Source organism: Candidatus Zixiibacteriota bacterium (assembly GCA_018820315.1).
Lineage (GTDB): Bacteria > Zixibacteria > MSB-5A5 > JAABVY01 > JAHJOQ01 > JAHJOQ01.
This window is the reverse complement of the sequence record JAHJOQ010000016.1, coordinates 1-23,790: the sequence shown is the minus strand read 5'-3', so window position 1 is coordinate 23,790 and position 23,790 is coordinate 1. Positions and strand designations below refer to the sequence as shown.

Sequence of the window (23,790 nt, the reverse complement as noted above, 5' to 3'; positions counted from 1 at the left end):
GCGACCTCAGACTCTGAATGGAGATAGATATGGCAAATACAACAAGATCACATAAAGCTCAGATGGTGATTGACAGGTTAGGCAAAAAACTGAATCGTCAGATAGTCGGGTCACTTGTCGCGTGCGTTCATTGCGGCATGTGCACCGATGCATGCCACTACGTGCTTGCAAATCCGGGGGATCCGACTTATGCTCCAGCATACAAGGCCGACCAGATAAGGAAGTTTTTCAAGAGGCACTACGACTGGACCGGACGGGTGCTGCCCTGGTGGGTGAAAGCCAAGAGCCTCTACACTGACGAGCAACTTGAGGAACTCAAGGACACTGTCTTCGGCAAGTGCACGAACTGCAGACGTTGCTCGATCAATTGCCCGATGGGAGTCGACTACGCTACTTTCAACCGCATGGCGCGTGGCTTGCTGGTCTCTGTCGGTGTGATGCCGGAGGGCGTAGCAGTTGTCAGCAAAGACCAATGGGAGATCGGCAATCAGATGGGTGTTCTCAAGGAAGACTACCTCGACACACTCGAATGGCTCTCAGATGAGATGAAAGAAGAGTACGGCGATCCGAACGCGATCATCCCTATCGACAGAGAAGACGTGGATGTTGTCTACTCAATCAACCCGCGTGAAGCAAAATACGATCCGCGCACGATCTCCGATGCCGCTCTGATTTTCTATCAGGCTGGCGAGAACTGGACAATGCCCAGCGAAGGCTGGGACATGACTAACTTCGGCCTGTTTTCGGGAGATGATGACCTCGGTGGCGCTGTTGCACGACGGCTTTATGAGAAGGTCGAGGAGCTTCGAGGCAAGAAGCTCGTAATTTCAGAATGCGGTCATGGTTACAGATCAACTCGCTGCGAGGGGCAGAACTGGGGCGGTGTCGACATCAACTTTGAAATGGAGAGTTCAGTCATCACAATGCTCCGCTATATCAGAGACGGCAGGATCAAAGTAGATAAAAGCAAGAACAAGACACCGGTGACCTTCCACGACTCCTGCAACAATGCGCGAAGCTGCGGCCTGTATGAGGAACCCAGAGAACTTCTTCAGCTCGTCTGCGAAGACTTCAGGGAGATGTACCCCAACCGTTCGGAAAACTACTGCTGTACGGGCGGCGGTGGTGCAATGTCGATGTCGGAATATACTCCGCGCAGGTTGAAGTCCGCGAAGATTAAGGCTGATCAGCTCACGGCAACTGGAGCCGAGATCGTTGTCACATCGTGTCACAATTGCGTCGACGGCCTGAACGACCTGATCAAGCACTACAAGCTTGGGATGCCGGTCACACAGCTCGTCAATCTGGTAGCCAATGCACTCGTGATCGAGAAGAAGGTCGTGGAAGTTGTGCCGGAGATTCCCGAAGTTGCCGAGGTTGGTGACCTCGCCGGATACAAGATTCTCGTCACCGACGATGAGCCCGATTTTGTCATTTTCGCATCAGCAATATTAGAAGATAATGGCGCCACGGTGCTGCAGGCTCACAGCGGAGATGAAGCAGTCGAGATCGCTCGTAGAGAAATGCCGGACCTAATGACGCTCGACCTCTCGATGCCGGGCATGTCGGGGTCGGATGTATTTGAGGTAATGCGCAATGACCCAGAGCTGAAATCGATACCTGTCTGCATAATCACCGGACAGCCGGAACTCCGTAAGCTTATCTATGACCGCCATGTTCAGCCACCGGATGGTTATGTAGATAAGCCGATAAATGAAGAACATCTGCTTTTGAGCGTGAGGAGAATACTGGAGCTTGCTCACGAGAAGAAGGTCTCCGGCAAGAAGAAGTGAAACCACAGGGATATTCCGATGGAGAACGACTACAGAAGCTACTTCGATTCAATGCCGTGCTATCTCACGGTCCAGAACCGGGAACTTAACATCATCGATGCAAATGAACGGTTCGTGACTGATTTTGGAGCATTCGAAGGGCGGTTCTGCTATCAAATCTACAAGCAGCGTCCGGAGAAGTGTGAAATCTGCCCGGTGGAGCGGACTTTCCACGACGGTCAGCGGCATCGAAGCGAGGAACGCGTCTACACACTTGACGGCAGAGAAGTCTGGGTTGTAGTCTACACCACTCCGATTCGAAATGAGGCTGGAGAAATCACAGCAGTCATGGAAATGTCAACGGATGTCACAGAGATCAAGCTTCTGCAGAAACAACACAAAGAGAGTCAGGAGAAATACCGACTGCTATTCGAGGAAGTCCCCTGTTTCATATCCATGCAGGATCGTGACCTTCGCATCGTGGAGGCTAATCGATTCCATAGAGAAGCCTTCGGCACTTCTTACGGCGGGAAGTGCTATGAGGTGTACAAGAGGCGCGCGACAGAATGTCAGCCCTGCATTGTAAGACACACATTCGAAGATGGACAGACTCGCACCCACGAGGAAGTTGTGACATCTCGCGACGGCGAGCGCATGAATGTGATTGTAACGACGGCGCCTGTGCACAATGCTGACGGAGACATCGAGACCGTAATCGAAATGAGCACAGATATAACGGCGATCCGACAGCTCCAATCGAAACTCTCGGATGTCGGAATGATAATCAGTACAATCTCGCATGATCTCAAGGGGCTTCTCAACGGCATGGACGGCGGCATCTACCTGGTAGATACCGGCCTCAAGAAAGAAGACCAGAAGCGGGTTTCGACCGGCTGGGAAATGGTGCTTCGCAACGTCGATAGGATTCGGAGCACAGTGCTCGATATTCTGTACTATGCCAAGGACAGGGAGCCGATCTTAGAAGAAATCGTTGCTGAATCTGTCGTTCAGGAAGTCTTCAATGTAATGAAAGCGAAGGCCAAAGATCACAACATCAGTTTCGATACGCAGGTTGATCCATCGGCAGCTGTATTTCAAGCGGACGCCAAGGCTCTTCGATCTATGCTGGTTAATCTGATCGATAATTCCATCGATGCATGCAGGGTCGACAAGAAGAAGGACACACACACAATCACATTTAAAGCGAGTGGACTTGATGACGAAGTTGTGTTCGAAGTAACAGACAATGGCATCGGCATGGACGAAGAGACCAGACAGAAGGCGTTCACATTGTTCTTTTCATCAAAAGGATCCGGAGGGACAGGACTCGGGCTATTCATTGCGAACAAGATTGTCCAATCACACTCCGGCAAAATAAGGCTGGAATCTGAACCTGACCAAGGGACTCGCTTTGTTGTGACTCTTCCACGCGAACAACCCAAAACTCCAGTCACGCCGGAAAAGTAGTTGCATTGATATGAATTGTAGCATTACCTTGACGAAGTAAGGCAGCATGAGGAAAATGTGCGCGAAAGGATATGATCGATGGCAAAGAAAATTCTGATAGTCGAAGATGAACAAGACCAGCGCACCTGGCTGGAGACCTTCTTTGCAGATAATGACTATGAGACGATTTCTGCAGAGGATGGACAAATCGGATTCGAAAAAGCCAAATCCGAAAAACCGGATCTCATCACGCTCGATATCAGCATGGACAATGAATCCGGCATCAAGATGTTTCGAAATGTCCAGGATACACCGGAAACCAGTGCAATTCCAGTCATCATGATCACCGGTGTGTCGCCCGAGTTCAAGAAATTTATCGAGAAGAGAAAGCAGGTTCATCCACCGGCCGGTTATTTTGAGAAACCAGTCGATCGTGATGCTCTTCTCAAGAAGGTCAAAGAACTGATTGGGTGATCCTGTCGTGAGACGACCGCAAATCAGACCGGGAGCCAATCAACTGGCTCCCGGTTCTATTGATATCATGATATTCCGCAGAATCTAACAGTCTGGATCGCCATTCCCATCAGTGTCGCAGGGCGCAGAACCGCCGGAGAATATGTATCCTATGATATATACCGCATCATCGATATCGACACCGCCGCTGCAATCGGCGTCAGCCGATTCGAGAGGATCAGGCGCCGGCCCTGATGCGAATATATATGCTATCAGATAGACAACGTCATCGATGTCGACAATACCACTGGCATCGGCGTCACCGCAGACAAACTCACAGGCATCGCCGATATCATCACCGTCCGTATCAGTCTGGTCAGGATTTGCGACATAAATGCAGTTGTCGCAGCTATCGCCAACGGTGTCGCTGTCAGAATCCTCCTGATCGGGGTTCGCTGCGCTCATACAGTTATCGCAGGCATCACCAATTGTATCTGAATCGTTGTCTTCTTGAGTCGGATTGGAGACTGTAACGCAATTGTCGCAAACATCGCCTATTGCATCACCGTCAGCATCCTCCTGCCCGGGATTGTACGCCGAAGGACAATTGTCCAGATCGCAAGTGTTTGCTGGATATCCGGGGTCGCCGTAACCATCGCCGTCCGTGTCGGTGCAATCGTCGCAAACATCCCCGCTACCATCTTCGTCGGCGTCATTCTGATCAGGATTGTACGTCGTCGGACAGTTATCAACCAAATCTGCTATGCCATCGCCATCCGCATCCGGCTGATCATCGCAGACAAAAGCAGAGACCTCAAGATCATCGATATTCCATCCGCAGTATTGCCAGGAGCCGTCTGTTGTGCCCATTGTGAATCTGATGTAAACAGTAGCCTGGCCGTCGGCGATGCTCGCTATGTCAAATGACATCTCAGTCCAGTTGGCATCTGTGACTTCTTCTGTATTCTGCCAGAGAGTAGTCCATGTCGTGCCGTTGGTGCTGATGCGCACATACGCGTGGTCATACGAGGGCTGCTCGACACCAAGCCATCGCCAAAAACTGAGGCTCACCCCTCCCATCCCGCTGCAGTCGATCGCAGGACTAGTGAGGTGCCTTTCAGGCAGGTCGTTTTCGTAATCACCGCTAAGATTGTAACCGAAAACATTGAATGAATTATGTCCGCCGGATGGATCAGGATTGCCGTACTGCCCTCCTCCTCCTGTCGGTGTGCCACGAGACCACAGCCCACCAGAGACAGTCCAGCCTCTATTCAGCTCGAAGTCATCCCAGAATGCCACTTGAACATCTGTGGCTACTACAGCCATGTTTGGATTCGATGGCGAAGGATCATAGATCCGCCCGGTTGTCTGCTCTTGAGCGCTGACATAGAATTCGATCTTGTTATCAACGCACTGAAGCGGCGGAAGCGTAGCCTCATAACTGCCGCCGCCGAGATCGGTCATGGGCGTGGTCATAAGCAGCCCGCCATTTATCTTGTAATGCAACTCACCGCTCCCCGGAACCGGCACTCCGCCCGAAGAGCCTGTAACTACGACGTCGAATGCAGTGCTCGCACCCGGAGGTACTGTCTCCGGGATTCCACCCGGATATGTGAAGCTCAGGCCCGGCACGGGTATATATGAGCCATCAACCTGATATGCTGTGGCCAGGCAGCCCTTCACTATTCGAGCCATATACGTGTAATCCAGGTAGCTCGAGTTGTCATTGGGAGTGTGATATACAGGCGAAAAATTGTACTCGATGGTGAACACCACATCATAGCCATTCTGCTGGAATGGATAATGATCCGAGTACGCTGAAGTGCCGCTAAGATGTCCGATCAGACTCACGCCTGACAGTGAATCGGCGAGGTCCTTGTACAACTGAGCATAGGTAGCATCCGAGCTGTGGTATAGAGTCACATCGTTGGTATTGCCCTCGTATCCGATCATATCCATATTCACCATCAGGACAATACTGTCGCCATTAGCCGCAGCCTCGTTCGCATAATGCCACGATCCATGCAGCCCCTGTTCTTCTCCAGTGAAGAGTATGAATACGAATGACATTTCGGTCTCGATATCCTTGAGGACGCGGGCGATTTCGAGAACACCTGCGGTACCGGAGCCGTTGTCATCAGCTCCGGGAGAGCCTGAGACGGCATCTCGATGTGCACCCACTACTATTTGATGTTCGAGAAGGCCCGTTCCGTACTTGTAGGCCACCACGTTCTGCACGGCGTTGGAGCTATACGTGAAGCTGTCCAACTCTACATTCGTGTACCCGAATTCCTGCAATTTGCCGACACACCAGTCTCGTGCCGCATAGTCCGATGCGCTCCCCGTCACTCGCGGAGGAAACGACTCGAGGACTTCGACATATGACTGAAGTGAATCCTGGCTGATTAGACTAATCAGAGAATCGAGATCCGGCCTGGCGAGAGTTCGCTGCAGACTGAGCTTAACCGGTTCATCGTAGGTAATCCTGAGGTTTTCTGTCAGTATTGGAGCAAGCCCCATAGCTTCAGTCGCTTCCGCCTGCAAATCTGCGGGGTCCACTCTCAAAAGACGAACTCCGCCTTCTTCATAGAGGACCGGGAACTTCCCGATGTTTGATCCATCAAGTCTAATGTCAAGTGCGATGCGGTTGCGCGTGATGCCCTCAGCAACGCGCTCATAATCGAGCCCTGAACTTGATATGATAGCTTCAGAACCGGATTTTATGAGGACCAAAAACCCGCCGTCAACTCTTAACAGAGGATCGACGCCAGCAGCTTCCAATCTCAAAGCATCTGCATGGCTGTTAACGGCGACTTTATAGAGATCATCTGCGGATGCCGTCGCAGATGTCAAGACGAGAAGTAATGCGATTAACAATGTTTTTCTTGTCACAGTGCTTTCCTCCGTTCGACCATTTCATGGAATTTGCGCCCCGGCATATCCGACTCCTGCTGAGGTTGTGCGATTGGAGTTGCCTTCACACGAGACACCGGCAGTAGTGTCGACACGACTCTGAAAGTTCCAATTCTCACGGCAGGAAACGGCTCTGTCAGGCACATTATCTTCCCAAATACCTAACAGAGGTAATATACTCTTTTATTTCAATCCGTCAACAATCGAAAGCCATGCAATCTCATCTGGGTCGTCTGCTGTTTGGGTGCGGTTCTTGGAGAAGAAAGACTGGATGCAGAAGAGAGAACTAATGAAGCTATGTTATTGATGCATGCTGAAACGAGCCTCGGTGCGGCGCTTGAAGGCAGAGATGTGCGAATTCTGCTAATCATTTCACTATGGGTATTTTGGTAGCTCCAACTTCCTCCCTGATAGCGAGCCCCAGGGTTTGGCGATTGTAGGGCTTCCTGATATACTGGCCTGCACCGAGTGCCTGCATCCGGCTGACGCGCTCAGTTGCAGAAAAGCCGCTGACAATAATAGCTTTTTGCTCGGGGTGTAGTTTCAGAATTTCGACATAAGTATCCAGCCCATCGAATCCGTCCTCCATGATCATATCAAGCACTACAATGTCTACAGTATGCTTAGTTAGATACTTCACAGCCTCATGCCCGTTTCTGGCCGTTGCAACTCTATAACCAAGGCTAAGCAAGAGATCTGAAGCGACCTCTCTCTGTCCCTCATCATCATCTACGATCAGCACCGATTCTTTCCCGGTCAGGATGACACTTGCGCTATCTTCTTGCTTGACTTCCTCCGTTGAGACCGGGAAGTTCAAAATGAACTCCGTGCCTTCACCGACTGTAGATTCTATATTGTACCACCCTTGATGGTCTTTCACGATTCCATAGACAACGGCTAAGCCCAGTCCGCTGCCGCTGCTCCCCATTTTCTTTTTTGAATAATAGGGTTCGAAAATCTTATCAAGATCCTTCTCATCAATTCCCATCCCAGTGTCTCTAACGCGCAAGAGAACGTAGTCACCCGGTACGACATCAACGTGCCTGGCGTCGAATTCTTTGATGCACATCTGATGCGTCTTGACCGTCAGTTCACCACCTCCAGGCATAGCGTCGAAGGCGTTAGTAATTAAGTTCATCACTACTTTTGACAAATGAGGTCCGGAACCATACAGATTGGCAATCGTCTTGTCCAGCTCCAGTGTGACTAAGATTTCCGGGTGCTCTCTTGTGAGCCTCAAGAAGCTCGGAGATTCAAGATACTCGTCGACCACTTCATTGAGATTCGTAGGGCACATCTCGTACCTTCCGCGACGCGCAAGAGTCAGAAGATCCTGGATTACACTGGCTGCAGCCCTCGCAGCTGTGCCGATTGTCCTGACATGTTTTCGAAGCCCGCTCTGCTCCTCGAGCTGCTCGAGTATCAGATCGGGATAAGCGACCATAGGGCCGAGCATGTTGTTAAGATCGTGAGCCACCCCGCCTGCCAGCAGCCCCAAAGATTCCATTTTCTCAGCTTTGTTGAGATGTTCTTGCAGTTCTTTCTGCCTCTCGTCCGACCGTTTCCGTTCAGTAATATCCCTGAGACACCATATACGACCCCATGCCCTGCCACCATGGATCAACGGGCTTGTGTACAGTTCGAAAGCTCTTCCATCCTTGAATTCGATAGTGTCGAAACTGTTCTCGGATGTATTGGGTAGCTCCTCGATCCTTCTCATGAAACCCTCAGAATCTGAGAGCAGGCCCAGCATCGACTGACATAACTTCAAGCAATCGTAGTTCTCAAACTCATCTGAAACAAAACCCCACATTTGGGCAAAACGAGTGTTTGTCAGAGTGATCGTTCTGCCTTCCCCTTCCACGAGGATGCCATCTGCTGTAGATTCGATAGTCTCTCTCAGCAGAGCCTGATTCTCGACCAGTGCCTTCTCGGCTCTTCTTCGCTCGGCAAGCTGGTCCCGCAACTCGCCGGTTCGCTCCTGCACCTCTTCCTCAAGGTGCTCCCTGGAAGCATTCAGATCTTCGAACGCAGAGGCGAGTGCAGCCCGCATCTCGTTGAAGGATTGCCCGAGGCTTACAAAGTCCCTATTCACTGTGCTGATATCGATGGCAGAGGCAGTATCACCGTCTCTAATACGAGTTGCTGCGCTTTCGAATAATCTGATAGGCTGGACTATCTTCCTGGATATGAGAACTCCGAGAGTGAGAACCAGTGCCAGAAGCAGACCGGAGAAGTACAATATGCTGGTCACAATGGCACTGATCCGCTCTGTCATCGAAGCTTCGGTGACAACCAGCCAGATGTTGCCGACCCTCCTGCCCATCGACAGGACAGGCATTGATGCAATGCAGTGTTCATCTTCGTGATAGACAGCCAATGTGTCGGACTCAAAATTGCTATTCAGGACGGACCACGGGAGATTCAAATTGGTATAGCGATAGACATTTGCCTCATTCTCGTCACAGATGCAGATCCCTACAATCTCATCATCAACCAAGACGCCAGCCACATAGTCGCTGATGTAACTACTGTCCTGAAACTCCAGACCCGGACCTATAGTACTTGCCACCATCTCACACATGCCAACAGCCTTCCGCTCGATGTCACGATACATCGCGTTTCTGATATGGCTGACGGTGTGCAGAAGCAGCGGCACAAGGGTGCATAGTACGAGCAATACAGTCAAAATCAGAATCTGGGTCCTGAATGACAATGATCTCAAAATCACATTCAATTCTTAATCACCTCGCACATCTTCAGAAGATGAGCGCTGAAATTACTTCCCTCACGTCGAGAAGACTCCAGATTCACGATTATTGAATTGCGCTTCTTACCGACTCTGACACCGACTGCCAATCCCAGATTCACGTATTCCGGCAAGATAGAGAATGATCGCATTCCGGCTGCCTGCGCTTCGAGTGCGAGCGATTCAATTTCTCGTCGATCGACAGCAGTTACCAGAAGAATATTATACTCCCTACTCGACATCCTTGACACAGCAAAATTGAACTGTTTAATCGGCAATGACTCATGCTTGACTGCAACTCCGCTTACAGACATTCCAGGACTCTCCCGCAGGAAATTGTCAACTCTCAATAACTGCTCATAAGATTCCGGAACACTTCTATCATAGACTATATACAGACGGACTGCGCCGAGGCTCTCCGGCAGAAAATTCTGATCATAGGTGATGACTTTTAAGAACAGTTGAATTTCAAGTCCGGGATCAACTGTCCCGTTGTCACCGAAAGCGGGAGCCGCCCCTGTTATCAATAGAATCCCAAGAAAACACGCAATCTTTGTCTGCATCTCGTCCCACGTTGTTTAACTCGTTTTAGGGCCTGTTACGCCAGGCTTGCCTATCAATTGAAATTGGACTTCAGGTTGACATACAGTGATCTTCGCGGACGCTGAATGCTCGTTGATGGCGCATAATCGAAATTGAGAGGAACTCGATAATCGCTGTCGAAAACGTTCATGATTCCGACAGTTACGTCGACCACGCTGAGAACCCTCCTGAAATTGGCGATCACATCCATAGTCATCTGTCCGTCCACAAAGCTGTGATCCCAAAGTCGTCGAGATGATATGTAGTTTGCTTTGGTCGACAATGACATGCGGTTCCGGCTAATCTGATATGTTAGTCCGATGTTACCAAGCCATCGCGGGGAGTTGAACGGCTGGTCGGTTTGAGCATCACCAGAAATTTCCAGTTTCTGGTACGTCACATTGGCAAATCCGCTGAGACTATAGATGGGATTCCGCTGAAGTGACAACTCAAGGCTGGAGGATTGTATTTCTCCGGTATTTCTGAATTGTGATACCTCCTCCACGTAATCACCGCCTGGGTGAGCTGGATCGGATTCATCGATAACGGTTTGAACGATCAGATCACTCGCACGGCTGAGATTTCCGGCCACTTCGACAACGAATCCGTATGGGAATTCGTGTGTCGATATGGCCTCATAGCTGGTGATCAATTCGGACGTCAATTCCGGATTTCCTATGAAGTAGGTCGCGTCGTCAAATGAGACCTCATAGAATGTCGGCGAACGAAAACCCTGGCTTGCAATGAGTTTGTACGTGCCATGGCGGTACGGACTCAGAATGAGCGCACCTTTGGGCGTGACCCTGCCTGTAGTGTATGTGAAGTGATTGAAGTGAAGCCCGCCCACAAACTTGATCTTCTCGGAAAACCGATGCTCGTCCTGTACGTAGACATTGTATATCTGACCCGAATAATTCACAGAGCCGGGAGGAATGACGTTTTCCTGTATTTCTTCTCCAGCCTGATCGGTTTCGCCTGACTCGTGCATGATTTCATGTAATTGGACTTCTACTCCAAACACTGCCCTGTTTCTGTCGCCGAAATCGACTTGGAGTCTGGCTTCGGACGAGTACCATTGGTCGTATTCAGCATCAATCCATGTCGGCCCCGGGAGGTACAGTGGCTCGTCCTCATCAGAGTAATAATTGTATAGGATGTGATCGCTCCAGAAAAAGTGATCGTACGACAGTCGCAGTGAAAGCTCCGAATTTTCGCTCAGTGAGTTCTGATATCCCAGATCCACAAAATACCGGCGTTCGTTGTATTCATTCTCCGATCTGTTGAACAATGCTCCATAGAATCCGTGGGATATGCCGGAACGCTGTTGCCCGAAATGTGCTGTCAGATAGAAATGTCCTAAGCCAAGGCGACTGCGAAATGCATAGTTTTCGCCACTGTTCTTGTTGTGAGAATAACCTCCCGTGAAATCAGCTGAATCGAGATAAAACTGATTATAGCCGTCCTCGTCGAGCCTCAGGATCGCTCCATCGCCCAAATCGCTGAACTCTTTGAAGAAAAGATCACTTCCATTTCTGTCCAGATAGCTCCCCGTAATGAGCGCAGTCAATCCATTGTCAAACTTCTGATATAGACGGATGCTGCTGCCTTTTTGGTCTGTGTTCCGGAAGTACTTGCTGCTCACGAACAGCTCATTCTCGGTGGGCTGCTCCGTAATCAAATTCACAATACCGAAGAATGCATTGCTTCCGTATAATGAGGAAGCGGGTCCCTTGATGACCTCGATCCGATCGATATTGTCCAGATCCAGCCCAACGACATCGATGCTGTTCGATCCACCATACTGCTCCGTAATCGACCGACCGTCAACGAGTACCATCATGCGACTGTTCCAGTCACCAAAATTGGCAATGCCTCTTACGCCGATTTGCGACAGAGAATAATCGTCGGTGATGTAGATACCGGGAACTAACGATAACGCATCGCCAATTGTTCTGCACCCATAGCTCTCAATCATCGCCCGTGAAACGATGAAGACATTCGCGGGTGATTCCTCCAGAGTTTCCTCATATTTGGAGGCGGAAGACACAACATCATCCAGCAGACTCTGAAGGTCAAGATCTGCGATGTCCTGAGTTGTTTCGGCGCACGCCATCATCGGAGCCATCACCAGTGACAGCAGCAGCGCCACAGTCATTGGAGCCCAATTCAGGACAGACGCACTGAGATGTGATTTCATAACTACCTCACAGCATTGGATTGAATTCTAAGTTACTGCTACATCGTTACTCTTTTGAGAGTAATCGGCAATCTCTGCGTGTTCCTTTACGGGGGGTGAGTTTCCGAATGGAACGAAGATGTCCGCTTTATCAATCCAGTAAGACTTGACTCTCCTGGTGCCGTCAGACTTCAGTGAGCACCAGGATAGAAAAGAAGAAAGAATACTCGCGTTCTTTGGCGGAAGATCGTATCATTTCTGAGAGTTCCGGAAAACGACATACATTATCGACTAGCATGCCGTGCTGTTGGGGCCAACAGCAGGACGAGACGGTCTTGTGTTTTACGCGGTAGCCGACCTCGCCTCTCTGATGAATCTCTCCTTGAAGGAATCATTGCAGTAGAGATGTTGCGGGAGGAATTTGAGTGCGACTTTCCGGCCCAATTTGGTGTCCTCGGCAAGGAATACCTCACCCATTCCACCTGCGCCGATCGGCTTCTGAATCCGGTAGTGGTTTACAAGCAAGCCACCACCGAGCGCAGAGAATGACTGAGTATTGTCGTTATCAGGCTGATGATCTGCCATTTGGTCCATCCCACACACAGCTGCGGTTCTCATCCGGTTACATAGTCATAACCTGCAACTCACAAAGTCCACTTTAGGCTGACAGAAACAGTCAGCCAAACGGAGCAAGGGCTTGCTGAGATCGACGAAAAGTTAAAAGGGCTCGAATCTGAGACTGTCGATAGAGAGCACTTACTCGAAGCTCTGAAGCGATTTGGTTCGCTATGGGAGGTGCTGGCGTAGCGCGAGAGAGTCAGGCTCATGCGCCAGATTGTTGAGTCGGTCGTGTACGACCAGGCAACCGGGAATGTGTCGCTCGCGTGCAAGCCACAGCTATAATTAGGTCGGGGGACAGGGATTCGATTGGCCACGTTCTTGCAACACATTGTGGCCTATTGCATTAACACGTACGCCTCTGCGGCACCGCGGCTGACGTTGTCCATTTGTTTCGATCTGTTTTGACGAAGTTTGATTTGTTTTGGTGAGGAGTTGGCACATACATGCCACACGAAATCCCATCATCTTGAGCGCTTTCGCTCGGGGGCATCAGCCAGGACAGCCATTAGCACCGTTGTGCTTTGACATCTTGAGCGGTTTATTTTGAAACTGATGAGGCAATCCTGTGACCTTCGATGCCAAAAATTCATAGTTCCAAACCGTTCCGAGTGGCTGACTTCTTAGAGATGCTCAGAACGGATTTGTAGAACACGCCCATAAGCGCCATGTTCCATGACGAATGAGACAGTTTGTCGTGTCCTTACTTTCAACATACAATGTCCAATATGTCTGAAGTTGTACGCTTAATTGGGGAAGGCAACTGCAATATAGTAGCAACTCGTGCGATCCTTCTTGTGACGCTCTCCATTATCGTACCTATTGGTAAAGCCATTTGGTCTCTTACGTCGCGAAGCCCATCCACGCTTTTCCGTACTGAATGTGAAGGACCCTTTTCCGAAATCACGACATTGCTGATTTCGTTTGCGACCGAGATGATTCTTAGCATAGCTCTGACTCTCGTTCCTTCAAAAGCCTCCTCTTGATTATGATGCAGACAGGCTTTCTGAACTGCCTCTGGCAACCGCCATGTTTTGAGGATAAGATTGCCTACTTCGCGGTGGTCAATGCCAAAGACATCTCTCTCTCGCTCAGTGATATCCATATGCTGTGGAGATTCAGTGTTGGCCACGTGAACATATATCTCGGGATAATATGTAGCGAAGAACAGCTTTCCAACATCATGAAAGAGCCCTGCGGTGAACAATTCCTCAGAGTTGCTGTAATTCGTGTAACGGCCAAGAGTTTCAGCAATGCAGGCAGTGCTAAGTGAATGTCCCCAGAAGTAATTGAGGATATACCCCTGTGTAATCTCTCTCACCTTTAACTGCTGCCCCGCAAGACGGGATATTTTCTCTCCAACGCTGTCTGTCCCCAACCTGTTTATGGCTTCCGAGAATCCAGAGACCTCCGAGCGAGCGCCGATAAAAGCCGAATTGGCCAGCATGAAAAGCTCAGCTGCTGTCATGATGTCGCAAGCCAGGAGATCAATGTCCAGCGGCTGGTCTGCGCCGACGTTCACCACCTCGCCGAGACGTCTCGTGATAAGCTCCGCCCTGCCAAGAAAAAGCCGCCGGGTCAACCTCTCGCGTATTTTCGCACGACTATTGTTTCCCAGCCTGGGTAAATTCATTTCGCTACCAGCTCTCGGAGGCAGCAAGTCAGCATCGGAAGACCCCATAGCCTTTCTTCTCGCGCTGTACCCGGACCACTTTCTTGCCTTGTCAACAAGCACATTCAAAAGGAATGGCTTTCGCAGATAATCTGACGCTCCGACCTTTATAGCCTCGGTCACTGTCTCTTCGTCGCAGGCAGCACTCATGATGACTATCGGAACGGCAGCCGTATGAGGATGACTCTTCAGCTTCCTGCACACTTCAAGTCCGTTGAAGCCGGGCATCATTATGTCGATGAACAGACAGTCATAGTCATCCTCCATAGTCATAAACGCAGCATCATAACCATCGGTCGCGCGGCCTACTATGAACTCGTTTGTTGCCTCAAGACGACAGGCGATTGCTTTCAAGATATCAGGCTCATCGTCAATCACGAGTATTTTGCGCTTGTTCATGCTCAATCCCCCATTTACAGAAGTTCGGAGCCGTCTGAGCGGGGATAGAAATGCGAGTTGTGTCTGATGCTCGTTTCACAATTCTCACTCAGTTGATTTGCATGCTCGCATACCATGACCGGATCTTGATCTGTTTCGCTTGAAACCGAGCGCATCCAGGACAGCCTCGGCGTCGGAAAGGTCTCCGACCACGCGTCGCTCTGGCGGTGGCAGATACCTGATCAGAGTCGGCGTCGCCACTACCTTCTCAGTCTCAGCCAATAGGGGCTGTTCATGTGCATCTATAACAGCCATTTCATATCTCCCACCGAGGTGATTCTCGCACAAGTTTCGAATACTCTTAATCGCCTCCAGCGACCCCGGCGTTCTCCCCGTGACATAGAGCCTGAGCAAATACTTGTTCATGTTTTCTCCTAATTCGAATTCGGAGCGACAAATGCCAGCCCCGTTGCCCGGTCACGCCGGATTCACAGTCTGTCTGTGCAGGCTGGCAGGCATTTCGATCTTGTCAACAGCATTTGGGTGACCGATCGGCACCGTGACGCCGATTCCATCCTGGAGGTCCCTCCGCTCGACATAGTTCCTCAGCAGTGTGCGCATGGAGGAATTCACGTGCTGGCCTTTTGCTGCGACCAAGAGTCCGTTTCGTGCGCGGATGTTTTCAGCAAGGATCATTGTGTCATTCAGATCCCTAACGCTGACAGTCCTTGTGGCAATCTCCACGTCCACCACTCTTATGTGCATGAGAGTATTAAGGATGAAAGGGTGGTGTGGCTTTGCAGCGCTCTTCAATCGTCCCATAGCTTGCGAGACTGTGTTTCCGCGAGACATTTGAGTGTCGAACTCTATCGCAGTCCTCAGAATTTGTCCTCCCAAGGTTCCCGGATCTGTCGGCAGACAATCTTCGGCCAGTCCCAATTCCTGGAGCCCCATTTGTTGGTCAGCAATCATCTCCGCCACAACTCGTAAGCGTGGTATTCGTCCGAGCAATCGTGCAGCAACATGTGGGTGAGCGGCGAACATCTCACGCTCTTCAGCGGTTGCATTCGCGCCGGTATAGAACTTGGCAAGAGTATCCGGCGGAATGGTCACACAACCTATCTGAGATAGCAGCGCTGCAAGCTCGTATTGCCAGAGCTGTTTTACTTCAAGGCGCTCGGCAATCTCAGACACATAGCTCTGAAGCCGAGATATGCGGCTAAATGCGACCGGATTAACAAGTGCCAGTATGTCAGTCAAGACCTGGACGCTTCCCTTCAAAGTCTTCTCCACCAGTTCTCGTTCAGCAAAAAGAAGCCGATGCTGTTCCACCGCAGCCTCGAGTGCCCATTCAAGAGTGCTCTTGTGACATGGCTTCAGAAGAAATCGGAAGATATTCCCTTCGTTTACCGCATGCATGGCAGTTTCGAGATCGGCATTGCCTGTAAGCATGATCCGTACTGTATTGGGATACATGCCCTGCGCCTGGGCAAGAAACTGTATGCCGTTCATATCCGGCATCCTCATATCTGAGATAACGACTGCAAACGGACCTTCTTCCTTGAGCTTTCGAATACCTTCCTTACCTCCCTCTGCTATCACCATCGTGTATTTCCGACGGAATTGACGCTCCACAGCAGATAGCAAATTGGAATCATCGTCGACCACTAGTATCTTTTCTGCAATTTGATCGCTCATATCCTGCTCCTTTTCAGCTAGTCGCCGTTCCAACGGCGTCGCAAAGTTCCGGCAACTCTTTGGTCAATCCGAGCCTGTCGAGATACACAGTATCCAGCTTTGACAGAGAGTGCCCGAAGTCATCGAAATGACTCTCATACTCCAGTCCATTGGCTATGTGAACCACCGTCAGTAGGTTTCGATTCAAACCGATGACTTCGGATGGTCTGTGATGATGCGCGACAGCTTCCAGGATTGAATCCGGTAATCCCCAGAGCGACAGAAGGTGCGCCCCGATCTCAGCATGACTCACACCCAGCACCTCTGCTTCTGCAAGATGCTGAGACATGCCCCGCTCCCTGGTTATCTTGATAGCCTCACTCATCTCATCACGAAAATGCGCAAGCAGGACGAGCTTTCCGATGTCGTGAAGCATACCGGCCACCATGGCATCATCGCTGATAGGCTTTGGAAGCGTCAGTTCCCTGGCGAGTTTCTTGGCTGCCATCCCAACTGCGAGGCTATGAGCATAGATCGATTCAACGGATATGCCGGAGAGACTCGCGCTTGTCAGCTTACTGAAAGCTCCAGTTATCATCGCAAGATCCCGCACTGTGTCCAATCCCAGCAGGTTGACGGCCTGCAGGGGACTCTCGATACGAGTAGGCAGGCCGAAGAAAGCCGAATTTATCAATTGGAGCATTTTCGCTGTAAGGCTTACGTCCTTGCTGATTATTTCAGCGATGTGCTTGACTGATGATTTGTCCGACTGCAATTCCCTAACCAACTGAAAGTAGATATTGGGGGGACTGGGCAAAGATCTGATTGTGGCTATTCTGCTGTGAAGAGTCTCACTTGCAAGCAATTCCCGCAAGCCGAGAGAGCTGGCCAGCATGGCTTTGAGATCCTCAGGGTCACATGGCTTGGCTATGTATCTGTGCGCAACTCCTACCGATTGCATCACCAGTTCTCGATCCGAACAGCCTGAGAGGATATATCTCACTGTTCCCGGACAGAGTTCTCTCGCCTTTTCGAGAAGTTCCGCACCATTCATGCCCGGCATCATCATGTCGGTTACAATGACATCGAAGTGCTTCTCCCCAAGAGCGGTGAGTGCTTCGGCCGCGCTCTCGACAAATTCCATCTCCCATTCGGTTCGGAGTCCGTGGAGCATTCGCCTGAGACCGTCAAGAACATCCTTCTGATCATCAACAAACAGTATGCGTATCTTTGCCTGCATAATCGTCCCCTCTTTCCAACTCTCAATCACTCTGATCGCCGCGCTGGTCACACGGGAAATAGGCTGTGAAAACAGATCCCTCTCCCAGAGCGCTTCGCACACGCACACAGCCGCCAATACTGTTCAGCACCTGGCGTACAACAAGCAATCCCAAACCGCTCCCTTTCCCTTCCGCGCTGGTTGTGAGCAATGGATCGAATATCGTCTCCAATAGTGACGGATCAATACCTACACCGGTATCCGACACCTCCAGAACCACATAATCACCGCAATGCAAATCGCCGCCTCGATCAGCTTCCTCTTCCGTTATCTTTTGCTGCGTCAGCCTGATCGTAAGCTCACCGGAGCCGTTCATGGCCTTTACCGCATTACTACACAGATTCACCAACACCTGGAATACCTGAGTGCGATCCATACGAACAGTCGCACTGATCGAAGGCTTGCTCCATTTGATTCTTATTCCAGGAGGAATGCTCATTGCCGAAAGGCGTAGGCTATCATCTACGATAAGAGCAAGATCCTCGCTGTCAGCCTCAGATCTCCGTATTCCGCCCAGGTGAAGTATTTGCTGAACCAGTCTGGAAGCCTTTTCCGCAGATTGCAGCGCCATGTTCAGGTTCTCTTCCATCTCAGAATCGCCCATTGCGCGGTAGGAAGCGAGCTCGGTGTGGCCGACTATGCTCATCAGCATGTTATTCAAATCGTGAAACATACCCCCTGCAAGGAGACCGACTATCTCCATTCTCAATTGTCGCTTCAGAATCTCATTTTGCTGACGTAGCTTATCCTCGCTTATTTTCAAGCGAAGAGCGCTCCGCACACGCGCGACCAACTCGACCGGATCCGTAGGTTTATTCACAAAGTCATAAGCTCCAAGCTGTAACGCGGTCCGCTTCTCCATGGGCTCCACGTGACTCGTTAGCATGATGACTGGTACGTCACTCGTCGCCGGGTTATTCTTCAGACGTTCGAGCAGATCGACTCCCGTCATGTTCGGCATCAGTACATCCGAGACGACAACATCAATATCTCCGGCAGCAACACGCTCCAGGGCAGCTTCTGCAGAAGTCACTGCTTCGTGCTCGCAATCCAAATTCTGAGAGCACACAAATCGTTGCAGACCCTGAAGCACATGCGGCTCGTCATCAACGAATAATATCTTCATCATTCGCCCCCCATCAGTCCCAGTGCACTGGCCGGAAGCCTTATGCAAAAAGTGGTACCTGCACCTACTTCAGTCTCAAACGTCAGTTGCCCCTTGTGCTTGCCGACAACGACAGAGTGCGCCATCGACAACCCCTGGCCTGTGCCCTTGCCAACATCTTTCGTGGTAAAAAACGGATCGAAGATATGATCGCGGATCGATTCTTCGATTCCAGTACCCGTATCCGTAATAGAGATTACAACGTCTTCCCCCTCGTGCCTGGTTCTGATCGTGATAGTTCCTCTACCTTGAGAGCCATCACCAACAACGTCTTCTATGGCATGCGCCGCATTTATCAGCAAGTTCAGGAACACCTGATTCAAACTGTCTCGATAGCACTCTATCGGTGGCAGGTCTTCCTCCAAATTCGTGACAACATCCGACACGTACTTCAACTCATTCTGAGCTACAATCAGAGTGCTGCTGAGCATCTCATTGACGTCAGCCATCGCCATCTCGCCCGAATCCTTATGAGCGAAGCTTTTCATTGCTCTTACGATTTTGGCAACTCGACTGACACCATCCATCGTCTGCTCTATGGCTTTGGGCACTTCCTCCCTCAGGTAGTCGATATCTGCCTCCTGTTCGGCAGTCTTTTTCTGCGAAATCAGATCTGTGATAGCTGCGCGTGTTTCAGCTGCCTCAAATATCAGGCTGTAGCTGTCCACAAGTGCAATTAGCGATTTGAATGAATCCGACAGAAATAGAGTATTGTCTCCGACAAATTGAATTGGAGTGTTAATCTCGTGCGCTATTCCCGCAGCCAGCGACCCCACCGCCGTGAGTTTGCCAGCCTGCTGAATCTGTCTTTCGAGGGTGATTCTCTGCTCTTCAGAATGCCTCCACTCGGTGATATCAATCAGGGCCACGATAGAACCCGTGCGAACTGCATTTCCATCCAATTGGGGAGATGATGAGACGACAATCGACTTATGATTGTTCCTGGCCGTTGTAATTTGTAGCTCATATCGTGATCGCTCAAGATTGTTCCTGCGTTCGTGTTCCGAGTTCACAATCACTCTCTGATCAGGCGTTAGATAGTCCAGAATATTCTTTCCGATCATGTCTGATGCGGAACTCTCTTCAAATATCTCCGCCAGGGCAGGATTACAGAAGATTATGTTATCCTCTACATCTACGATCCCAATTCCTTCCACTACTGACGAGAACAACTGCTGCAGACGACGCTCCGATTCGACTAACGCCTCATGAACCTGCTTGCGTTCAGTTATGTCATCGAGCATTTCGATTGCGGCCACGACGTTCCCTGCATCATCAGTAATCGGCGTAGCCAATACCCTGAATGTCCTGATTTCAGCGCCAATCTTAGCCGTTATGTCCGCTTCGTGAATCAATCCGTCTTTCAATGTCTTCAATGGGGGACAGTTATCGCATGGTCGCATGTCGCCGGACAGATTGAGGGCAAGGCAGCACATCGGGTTATTTGATATGTCCAGATCCGGAAACCAGGATCGCATCCGTTTATTGATCGAGATGATCTCCGTCTGTTGGTTCAGCACTTTAATGCCGATGCCGACATTGTTGACCACACTTCTGTACTTCTGCTCCGATGAGCGCAGTTGTTCGGCAGAACGCTCCGCCTCCTTCTTCTCCCAATCATCTTGAACTCTTACATGAATAGCTGGTGCGATTGACGCGGCGATAGATTCAGCCAGAGTGACATCATTCTTTTGGAAATCCTCTTGGCGATTGCCAAGCAGGAATACACCGACAGGCGATCCCTGGAACATTAGCGGGACAGCAATTGCCTTTCCGGAGCACTCTATACCATCGGGCATTACGCATTGACTATTCGAATAGAAAGTTTTCTTCTCAGCCAGCGCTCGTCCCAGGATGCTTGCACTAAGCGACTCGGGCGAACACCTCGCATAACTGCCCTCTGAATCATCTACCGAGGAACTCGATTGCACTGACGTCGGACACACCAGTGTGCCGTCTCGTTCGAGATACCCGAGGATGCCATCGTTACAGCTAAACTCAGCGCGAATGATCTTGAGCACTTCCTGCAAAGCGCCCTGGAAGGATGACATCAGAAACGCCTCAGCCACCTTGTTCTTTGTAGCCTTTTCGCGCTCTGATGCCCTTAATTCCTCCTCGCGCCTCTTGCGGTCAGTTATGTCATCAACCACACAAATAATCCCGGAATCCTCTACCGTCTCGCCATCCAGCACTGAGGCGTTGATCGAAACATCAGCAACTCTGCCATCTTTCCGTAACATTGTGAACTCAACATTGTAGAAACGCTCTTTATTGAGAAGCGATTGGAAGGCCGCCTCCGCCTTGTCAAGTGATGTGGGGCAGAAGAGATTCGACATGTGCTTACCGAGCAGTTCGTGAACATCGTATCCAAGAACTGTTTTTGCATGCCTATTGCAGTCGACAATTCTGCCCTGAAGGTCAAATGTTGCAATGAGGTGGGCAGCTGTTTCAAAGATCGAGCGGTAGCTGTTCTCCTGGACCTTCAATGCTTGTTCAGCATGCTTGCGCTCTGTGATGTCTTCGAATATCGCCGCGAAGAAGCCTTTTCGAGGACAGTACATTGACACGGAGAGCCACTTATTCAGAGGGGTGAAGAAGAGATCGTACTTGACATCAGTACCTTCCAGGGCGCATCGCCCTCCGACCTCAATCGGAAGAGGATCGAACTGGCCATCGCGCTCGAATATCTCAGTGTACTTCTTTCCAATGATTTGCTCACGAGACACGCCATGCAACCTTGCGAAGGCATCGTTTACATCTACGTGAACAAAGTCAACAGGCGTTCCGCTGTCGTCGAGAATAACATCGCAGTAGATGGCCCCATCCGTCATGTGACTGAACAACGCATGGTAAAGTGCACTGTCATCCACCAGTCCAGATTTAGCCGTTGCAACAATGGGCTGGGTGTCTTCTGTTGCTGACACTGTATCTTCCATCATGAATGCCGCACCTTAATACAACTTCATGGAAAGGCACAAGCTGCCTTGCCTTGCGCCTTTCCAGAAGATTCCCTTCTCACAGTATGACTGCGAAGACTTCATGACTCTGTGAGCATCACTGCTCGCGCGGCCGCAATCTTCTCAGCTTGGACGCTCGAACTGGAAAGGGCTTGAGATCTGTATAGAAGCCCAAAGCTAACTTTGCTTGAGCCGAAAACTGTCTGATTGTCTGTCGTAACTGCAGCAAAACTGCCCGATCGGACCGCCCGAATGGCGGTCCGGATCGGACGGCCTGCCTGACTCAAGGAGAAGCACGCAGCATCTTCATCACTTATGGGGCAGGAAGAATTTGAGGAAGACAAAACATCCGAGCCTGACGCAGTCAGATTCCAGAAGGCTCTGGTCTCCGCGTCAACACCGACAGTCAAGATATGTGAAGATGCGCTACTATCGACCACCGTTGCACCGGTCGTTGAGAACGATACGGCAATGGCCAATGTTACTGCAATTCCTTGAGCAATATGGGAAGCGATTTTATTCATCCGAAAGTTCCATCATGTCGTTCTTTCGTTATCTGCCTATCGGTGACAGTTCCAAGTTGTAACCTCTTATCTTTTTCGGATTGAATGCGATATGGAGGAGGAGGTAAGAAGGGTCAGTCATTGGTGAGCACTGCTCACCCCTACATTCACGATAGCATTTGATAGCACTGAATGAGAAACGGCGGTTATTCAACTAAAGACGGATTGTTCAGCGGCCAATGCCCTCTAAATCGTCTGCAGGAATGTTATGAGGTTCACGCTTTCGTTCTGAATCCCGAGTTTCTTGCGAATGTTCTTCCTGTGGCTGCGGATGGTCTCCGCTGAAGTATCAAACGTCTCGGCGATTTCACCGGTAGTCTTTCCCGCCCTGATCAGGTTGACTATTTCCAACTCGCGCGGGGTGAGACTCTTGAATCTTGCCTCAACCTTGTTGATGAAGGGCGCCGCTATCTCCTGAAGGCTTGATCGAAGTAGCAACACATATTCTTTCTCGTTCTTTCCGATCTTCTTCTCAAGCTTATCGAGCAGAGGCATCAAGACCCGATCGACGTTGGACTGCACTCGTTCCCCTGTCTCGGCTTTCTCCTGCTGTATATGATCAAGAACACCGCTTAGCACAATGTGCTTCTTCTCAAGTGCTTTGTTCTTGAGCTTCAGCGTTCGATGAGCCTCCTTCAGTTCGTCGACCGCCCGTTTTCGATCAGTAATGTCGCGCCCTACTGCCTGAGCTCCGGTAACCCTGCCGAACTTATATACAGGACTCGCATTCAACTCCACAATCGACAAAGCGCCACTGCTTCCAATAAGCTTGAGTTCAAGCCCCTCAACACACTTTTCATGTGCGATGTCGTTTAATGCCTCGATAACTGTCTGGACGTCCGACTCCCTCGTGATCTCTGTCAGATTGGCTCCCACGAGCTCATCGGGCTTGTAGCCGAGGTCTCTCTCGATCGATGGAGATACGTAAGTGAGCTTCCCGCTAAGATCCGAGATCAGGATGATGTCGAAGCATCGCTCAGCGATCATTCTGAATTTGTCTTCACTCTCGCGCAGTGCGTCTTCAGCCCTCATCTTTTCCTCTCTCATGTGCTTGCGTTCAAGAGCGCTTTTCACAGCCGGCGCCATTCTGATAAGATGAGCCTTGATGACATAATCAACTGCTCCCGCTTTCATGCACTCGACTGCCGTCTCTTCATTGATCGAACCGGTCACGATTATCAGCGGTGTCAGAGGGTATCGCTTCTTGACTACGGCCAGTGCCTCCATCCCATCGAACTGAGGCATCTTGTAGTCAGACAAAACCAAATCGGGCGAGAAATTCTCAAGTTCTTTGAGAAAGGTCGGCTTGTCGTGCGCGAATCGCGCAGTGAACTTCAATCCTGACGCCCGCAGCTCACGTTCGATCAACTCGGCGTCAGTCGGGACATCT

Annotated in this window: 16 protein-coding genes; 4 read left to right on the top strand and 12 right to left on the bottom strand. The window is 50.4% G+C overall.

What is annotated here, in order from left to right:
- Positions 1-29 precede the first annotated feature (29 nt).
- The 3 genes from KKH67_01520 (at position 30) to KKH67_01510 (ending at position 3,692) form a co-directional block, all read left to right on the top strand.
- Positions 30-1,793 (top strand): response regulator, encoded by a 1,764-nt coding sequence (locus tag KKH67_01520; protein MBU1317852.1) that lies wholly within the window; start codon positions 30-32, stop codon positions 1,791-1,793.
- Positions 1,794-1,811: 18 nt separating this feature from the next.
- The gene (locus KKH67_01515) at positions 1,812-3,239 is read left to right on the top strand and encodes a PAS domain-containing sensor histidine kinase (protein MBU1317851.1); all 1,428 of its coding nucleotides are present in this window, start codon (positions 1,812-1,814) and stop codon (positions 3,237-3,239) included.
- Positions 3,240-3,317: 78 nt separating this feature from the next.
- Positions 3,318-3,692 (top strand): response regulator, encoded by a 375-nt coding sequence (locus KKH67_01510; GenBank protein MBU1317850.1) that lies wholly within the window; start codon positions 3,318-3,320, stop codon positions 3,690-3,692.
- Positions 3,693-3,776: 84 nt separating this feature from the next.
- Here KKH67_01510 and KKH67_01505 read toward each other — a convergent pair whose 3' ends face one another.
- From KKH67_01505 to KKH67_01455, 11 genes are all read right to left on the bottom strand, one after another.
- On the bottom strand, positions 3,777-6,563 hold the full coding sequence (locus tag KKH67_01505; protein ID MBU1317849.1) for a M28 family peptidase: 2,787 nt from the start codon (positions 6,561-6,563) through the stop codon (positions 3,777-3,779).
- A 388-nt stretch (positions 6,564-6,951) separates the two neighbouring features.
- Positions 6,952-9,321: a response regulator gene (locus KKH67_01500; GenBank protein MBU1317848.1), complete on the bottom strand. Its 2,370-nt coding sequence runs from the start codon at positions 9,319-9,321 to the stop codon at positions 6,952-6,954.
- Positions 9,318-9,896, bottom strand: coding sequence for a hypothetical protein (locus tag KKH67_01495; GenBank protein MBU1317847.1), 579 nt, complete (start codon positions 9,894-9,896; stop codon positions 9,318-9,320). The genes KKH67_01500 and KKH67_01495 overlap by 4 nt, the downstream gene beginning before the upstream one ends.
- A 53-nt stretch (positions 9,897-9,949) precedes the next feature.
- Positions 9,950-12,112: a TonB-dependent receptor gene (locus KKH67_01490; GenBank protein MBU1317846.1), complete on the bottom strand. Its 2,163-nt coding sequence runs from the start codon at positions 12,110-12,112 to the stop codon at positions 9,950-9,952.
- A gap of 321 nt (positions 12,113-12,433) precedes the next feature.
- Positions 12,434-12,676, bottom strand: coding sequence for a hypothetical protein (locus KKH67_01485; GenBank protein ID MBU1317845.1), 243 nt, complete (start codon positions 12,674-12,676; stop codon positions 12,434-12,436).
- A gap of 742 nt (positions 12,677-13,418) precedes the next feature.
- Entirely contained in the window at positions 13,419-14,780 is a 1,362-nt protein-coding gene (locus KKH67_01480) for an HDOD domain-containing protein (protein MBU1317844.1), read from the bottom strand.
- A gap of 84 nt (positions 14,781-14,864) precedes the next feature.
- Complete coding sequence (locus KKH67_01475) at positions 14,865-15,185, bottom strand: circadian clock KaiB family protein (protein MBU1317843.1); 321 nt, start codon at positions 15,183-15,185, stop codon at positions 14,865-14,867.
- A gap of 51 nt (positions 15,186-15,236) precedes the next feature.
- Positions 15,237-16,457, bottom strand: a complete 1,221-nt coding sequence (locus KKH67_01470) for a response regulator (protein MBU1317842.1) — start codon at positions 16,455-16,457, stop codon at positions 15,237-15,239.
- Between the two features lie 13 nt (positions 16,458-16,470).
- Positions 16,471-17,676 (bottom strand): HDOD domain-containing protein, encoded by a 1,206-nt coding sequence (locus tag KKH67_01465; GenBank protein MBU1317841.1) that lies wholly within the window; start codon positions 17,674-17,676, stop codon positions 16,471-16,473.
- A gap of 22 nt (positions 17,677-17,698) precedes the next feature.
- Positions 17,699-18,844 carry a response regulator gene (locus tag KKH67_01460; GenBank protein ID MBU1317840.1) on the bottom strand — a complete coding sequence of 382 codons (1,146 nt, stop codon included), beginning with the start codon at positions 18,842-18,844 and terminating at the stop codon, positions 17,699-17,701.
- On the bottom strand, positions 18,841-21,819 hold the full coding sequence (locus KKH67_01455) for a PAS domain S-box protein (protein MBU1317839.1): 2,979 nt from the start codon (positions 21,817-21,819) through the stop codon (positions 18,841-18,843). The genes KKH67_01460 and KKH67_01455 overlap by 4 nt, the downstream gene beginning before the upstream one ends.
- Before the next feature lie 333 nt (positions 21,820-22,152).
- On the opposite strand from KKH67_01455, the gene KKH67_01450 reads away from it, so the two are divergent.
- Entirely contained in the window at positions 22,153-22,335 is a 183-nt protein-coding gene (locus KKH67_01450; GenBank protein ID MBU1317838.1) for a hypothetical protein, read from the top strand.
- A 251-nt stretch (positions 22,336-22,586) separates the two neighbouring features.
- Here KKH67_01450 and KKH67_01445 read toward each other — a convergent pair.
- Positions 22,587-23,790, bottom strand: a 1,204-nt coding sequence (locus KKH67_01445) for a PAS domain S-box protein (GenBank protein MBU1317837.1), incomplete at its 5' end; no start/stop codon positions are given.

Excerpts from the sequence above, each read along its gene's own strand:
- KKH67_01490 (MBU1317846.1), bottom strand. The coding sequence starts at position 12,112 with ATGAAATCACATCTCAGTGCGTCTGTCCTGAATTGGGCTCCAATGACT.
- KKH67_01450 (MBU1317838.1), top strand. The coding sequence starts at position 22,153 with ATGGGGCAGGAAGAATTTGAGGAAGACAAAACATCCGAGCCTGACGCA.
- KKH67_01475 (MBU1317843.1), bottom strand. The coding sequence starts at position 15,185 with ATGAACAAGTATTTGCTCAGGCTCTATGTCACGGGGAGAACGCCGGGG.
- KKH67_01460 (MBU1317840.1), bottom strand. The coding sequence starts at position 18,844 with ATGATGAAGATATTATTCGTTGATGACGAGCCGCATGTGCTTCAGGGT.
- KKH67_01520 (MBU1317852.1), top strand. The coding sequence starts at position 30 with ATGGCAAATACAACAAGATCACATAAAGCTCAGATGGTGATTGACAGG.
- KKH67_01480 (MBU1317844.1), bottom strand. The coding sequence starts at position 14,780 with ATGAACAAGCGCAAAATACTCGTGATTGACGATGAGCCTGATATCTTG.
- KKH67_01465 (MBU1317841.1), bottom strand. The coding sequence starts at position 17,676 with ATGCAGGCAAAGATACGCATACTGTTTGTTGATGATCAGAAGGATGTT.
- KKH67_01510 (MBU1317850.1), top strand. The coding sequence starts at position 3,318 with ATGGCAAAGAAAATTCTGATAGTCGAAGATGAACAAGACCAGCGCACC.
- KKH67_01515 (MBU1317851.1), top strand. The coding sequence starts at position 1,812 with ATGGAGAACGACTACAGAAGCTACTTCGATTCAATGCCGTGCTATCTC.
- KKH67_01455 (MBU1317839.1), bottom strand. The coding sequence starts at position 21,819 with ATGATGGAAGATACAGTGTCAGCAACAGAAGACACCCAGCCCATTGTT.
- KKH67_01470 (MBU1317842.1), bottom strand. The coding sequence starts at position 16,457 with ATGAGCGATCAAATTGCAGAAAAGATACTAGTGGTCGACGATGATTCC.
- KKH67_01485 (MBU1317845.1), bottom strand. The coding sequence starts at position 12,676 with ATGGCAGATCATCAGCCTGATAACGACAATACTCAGTCATTCTCTGCG.
- KKH67_01495 (MBU1317847.1), bottom strand. The coding sequence starts at position 9,896 with ATGCAGACAAAGATTGCGTGTTTTCTTGGGATTCTATTGATAACAGGG.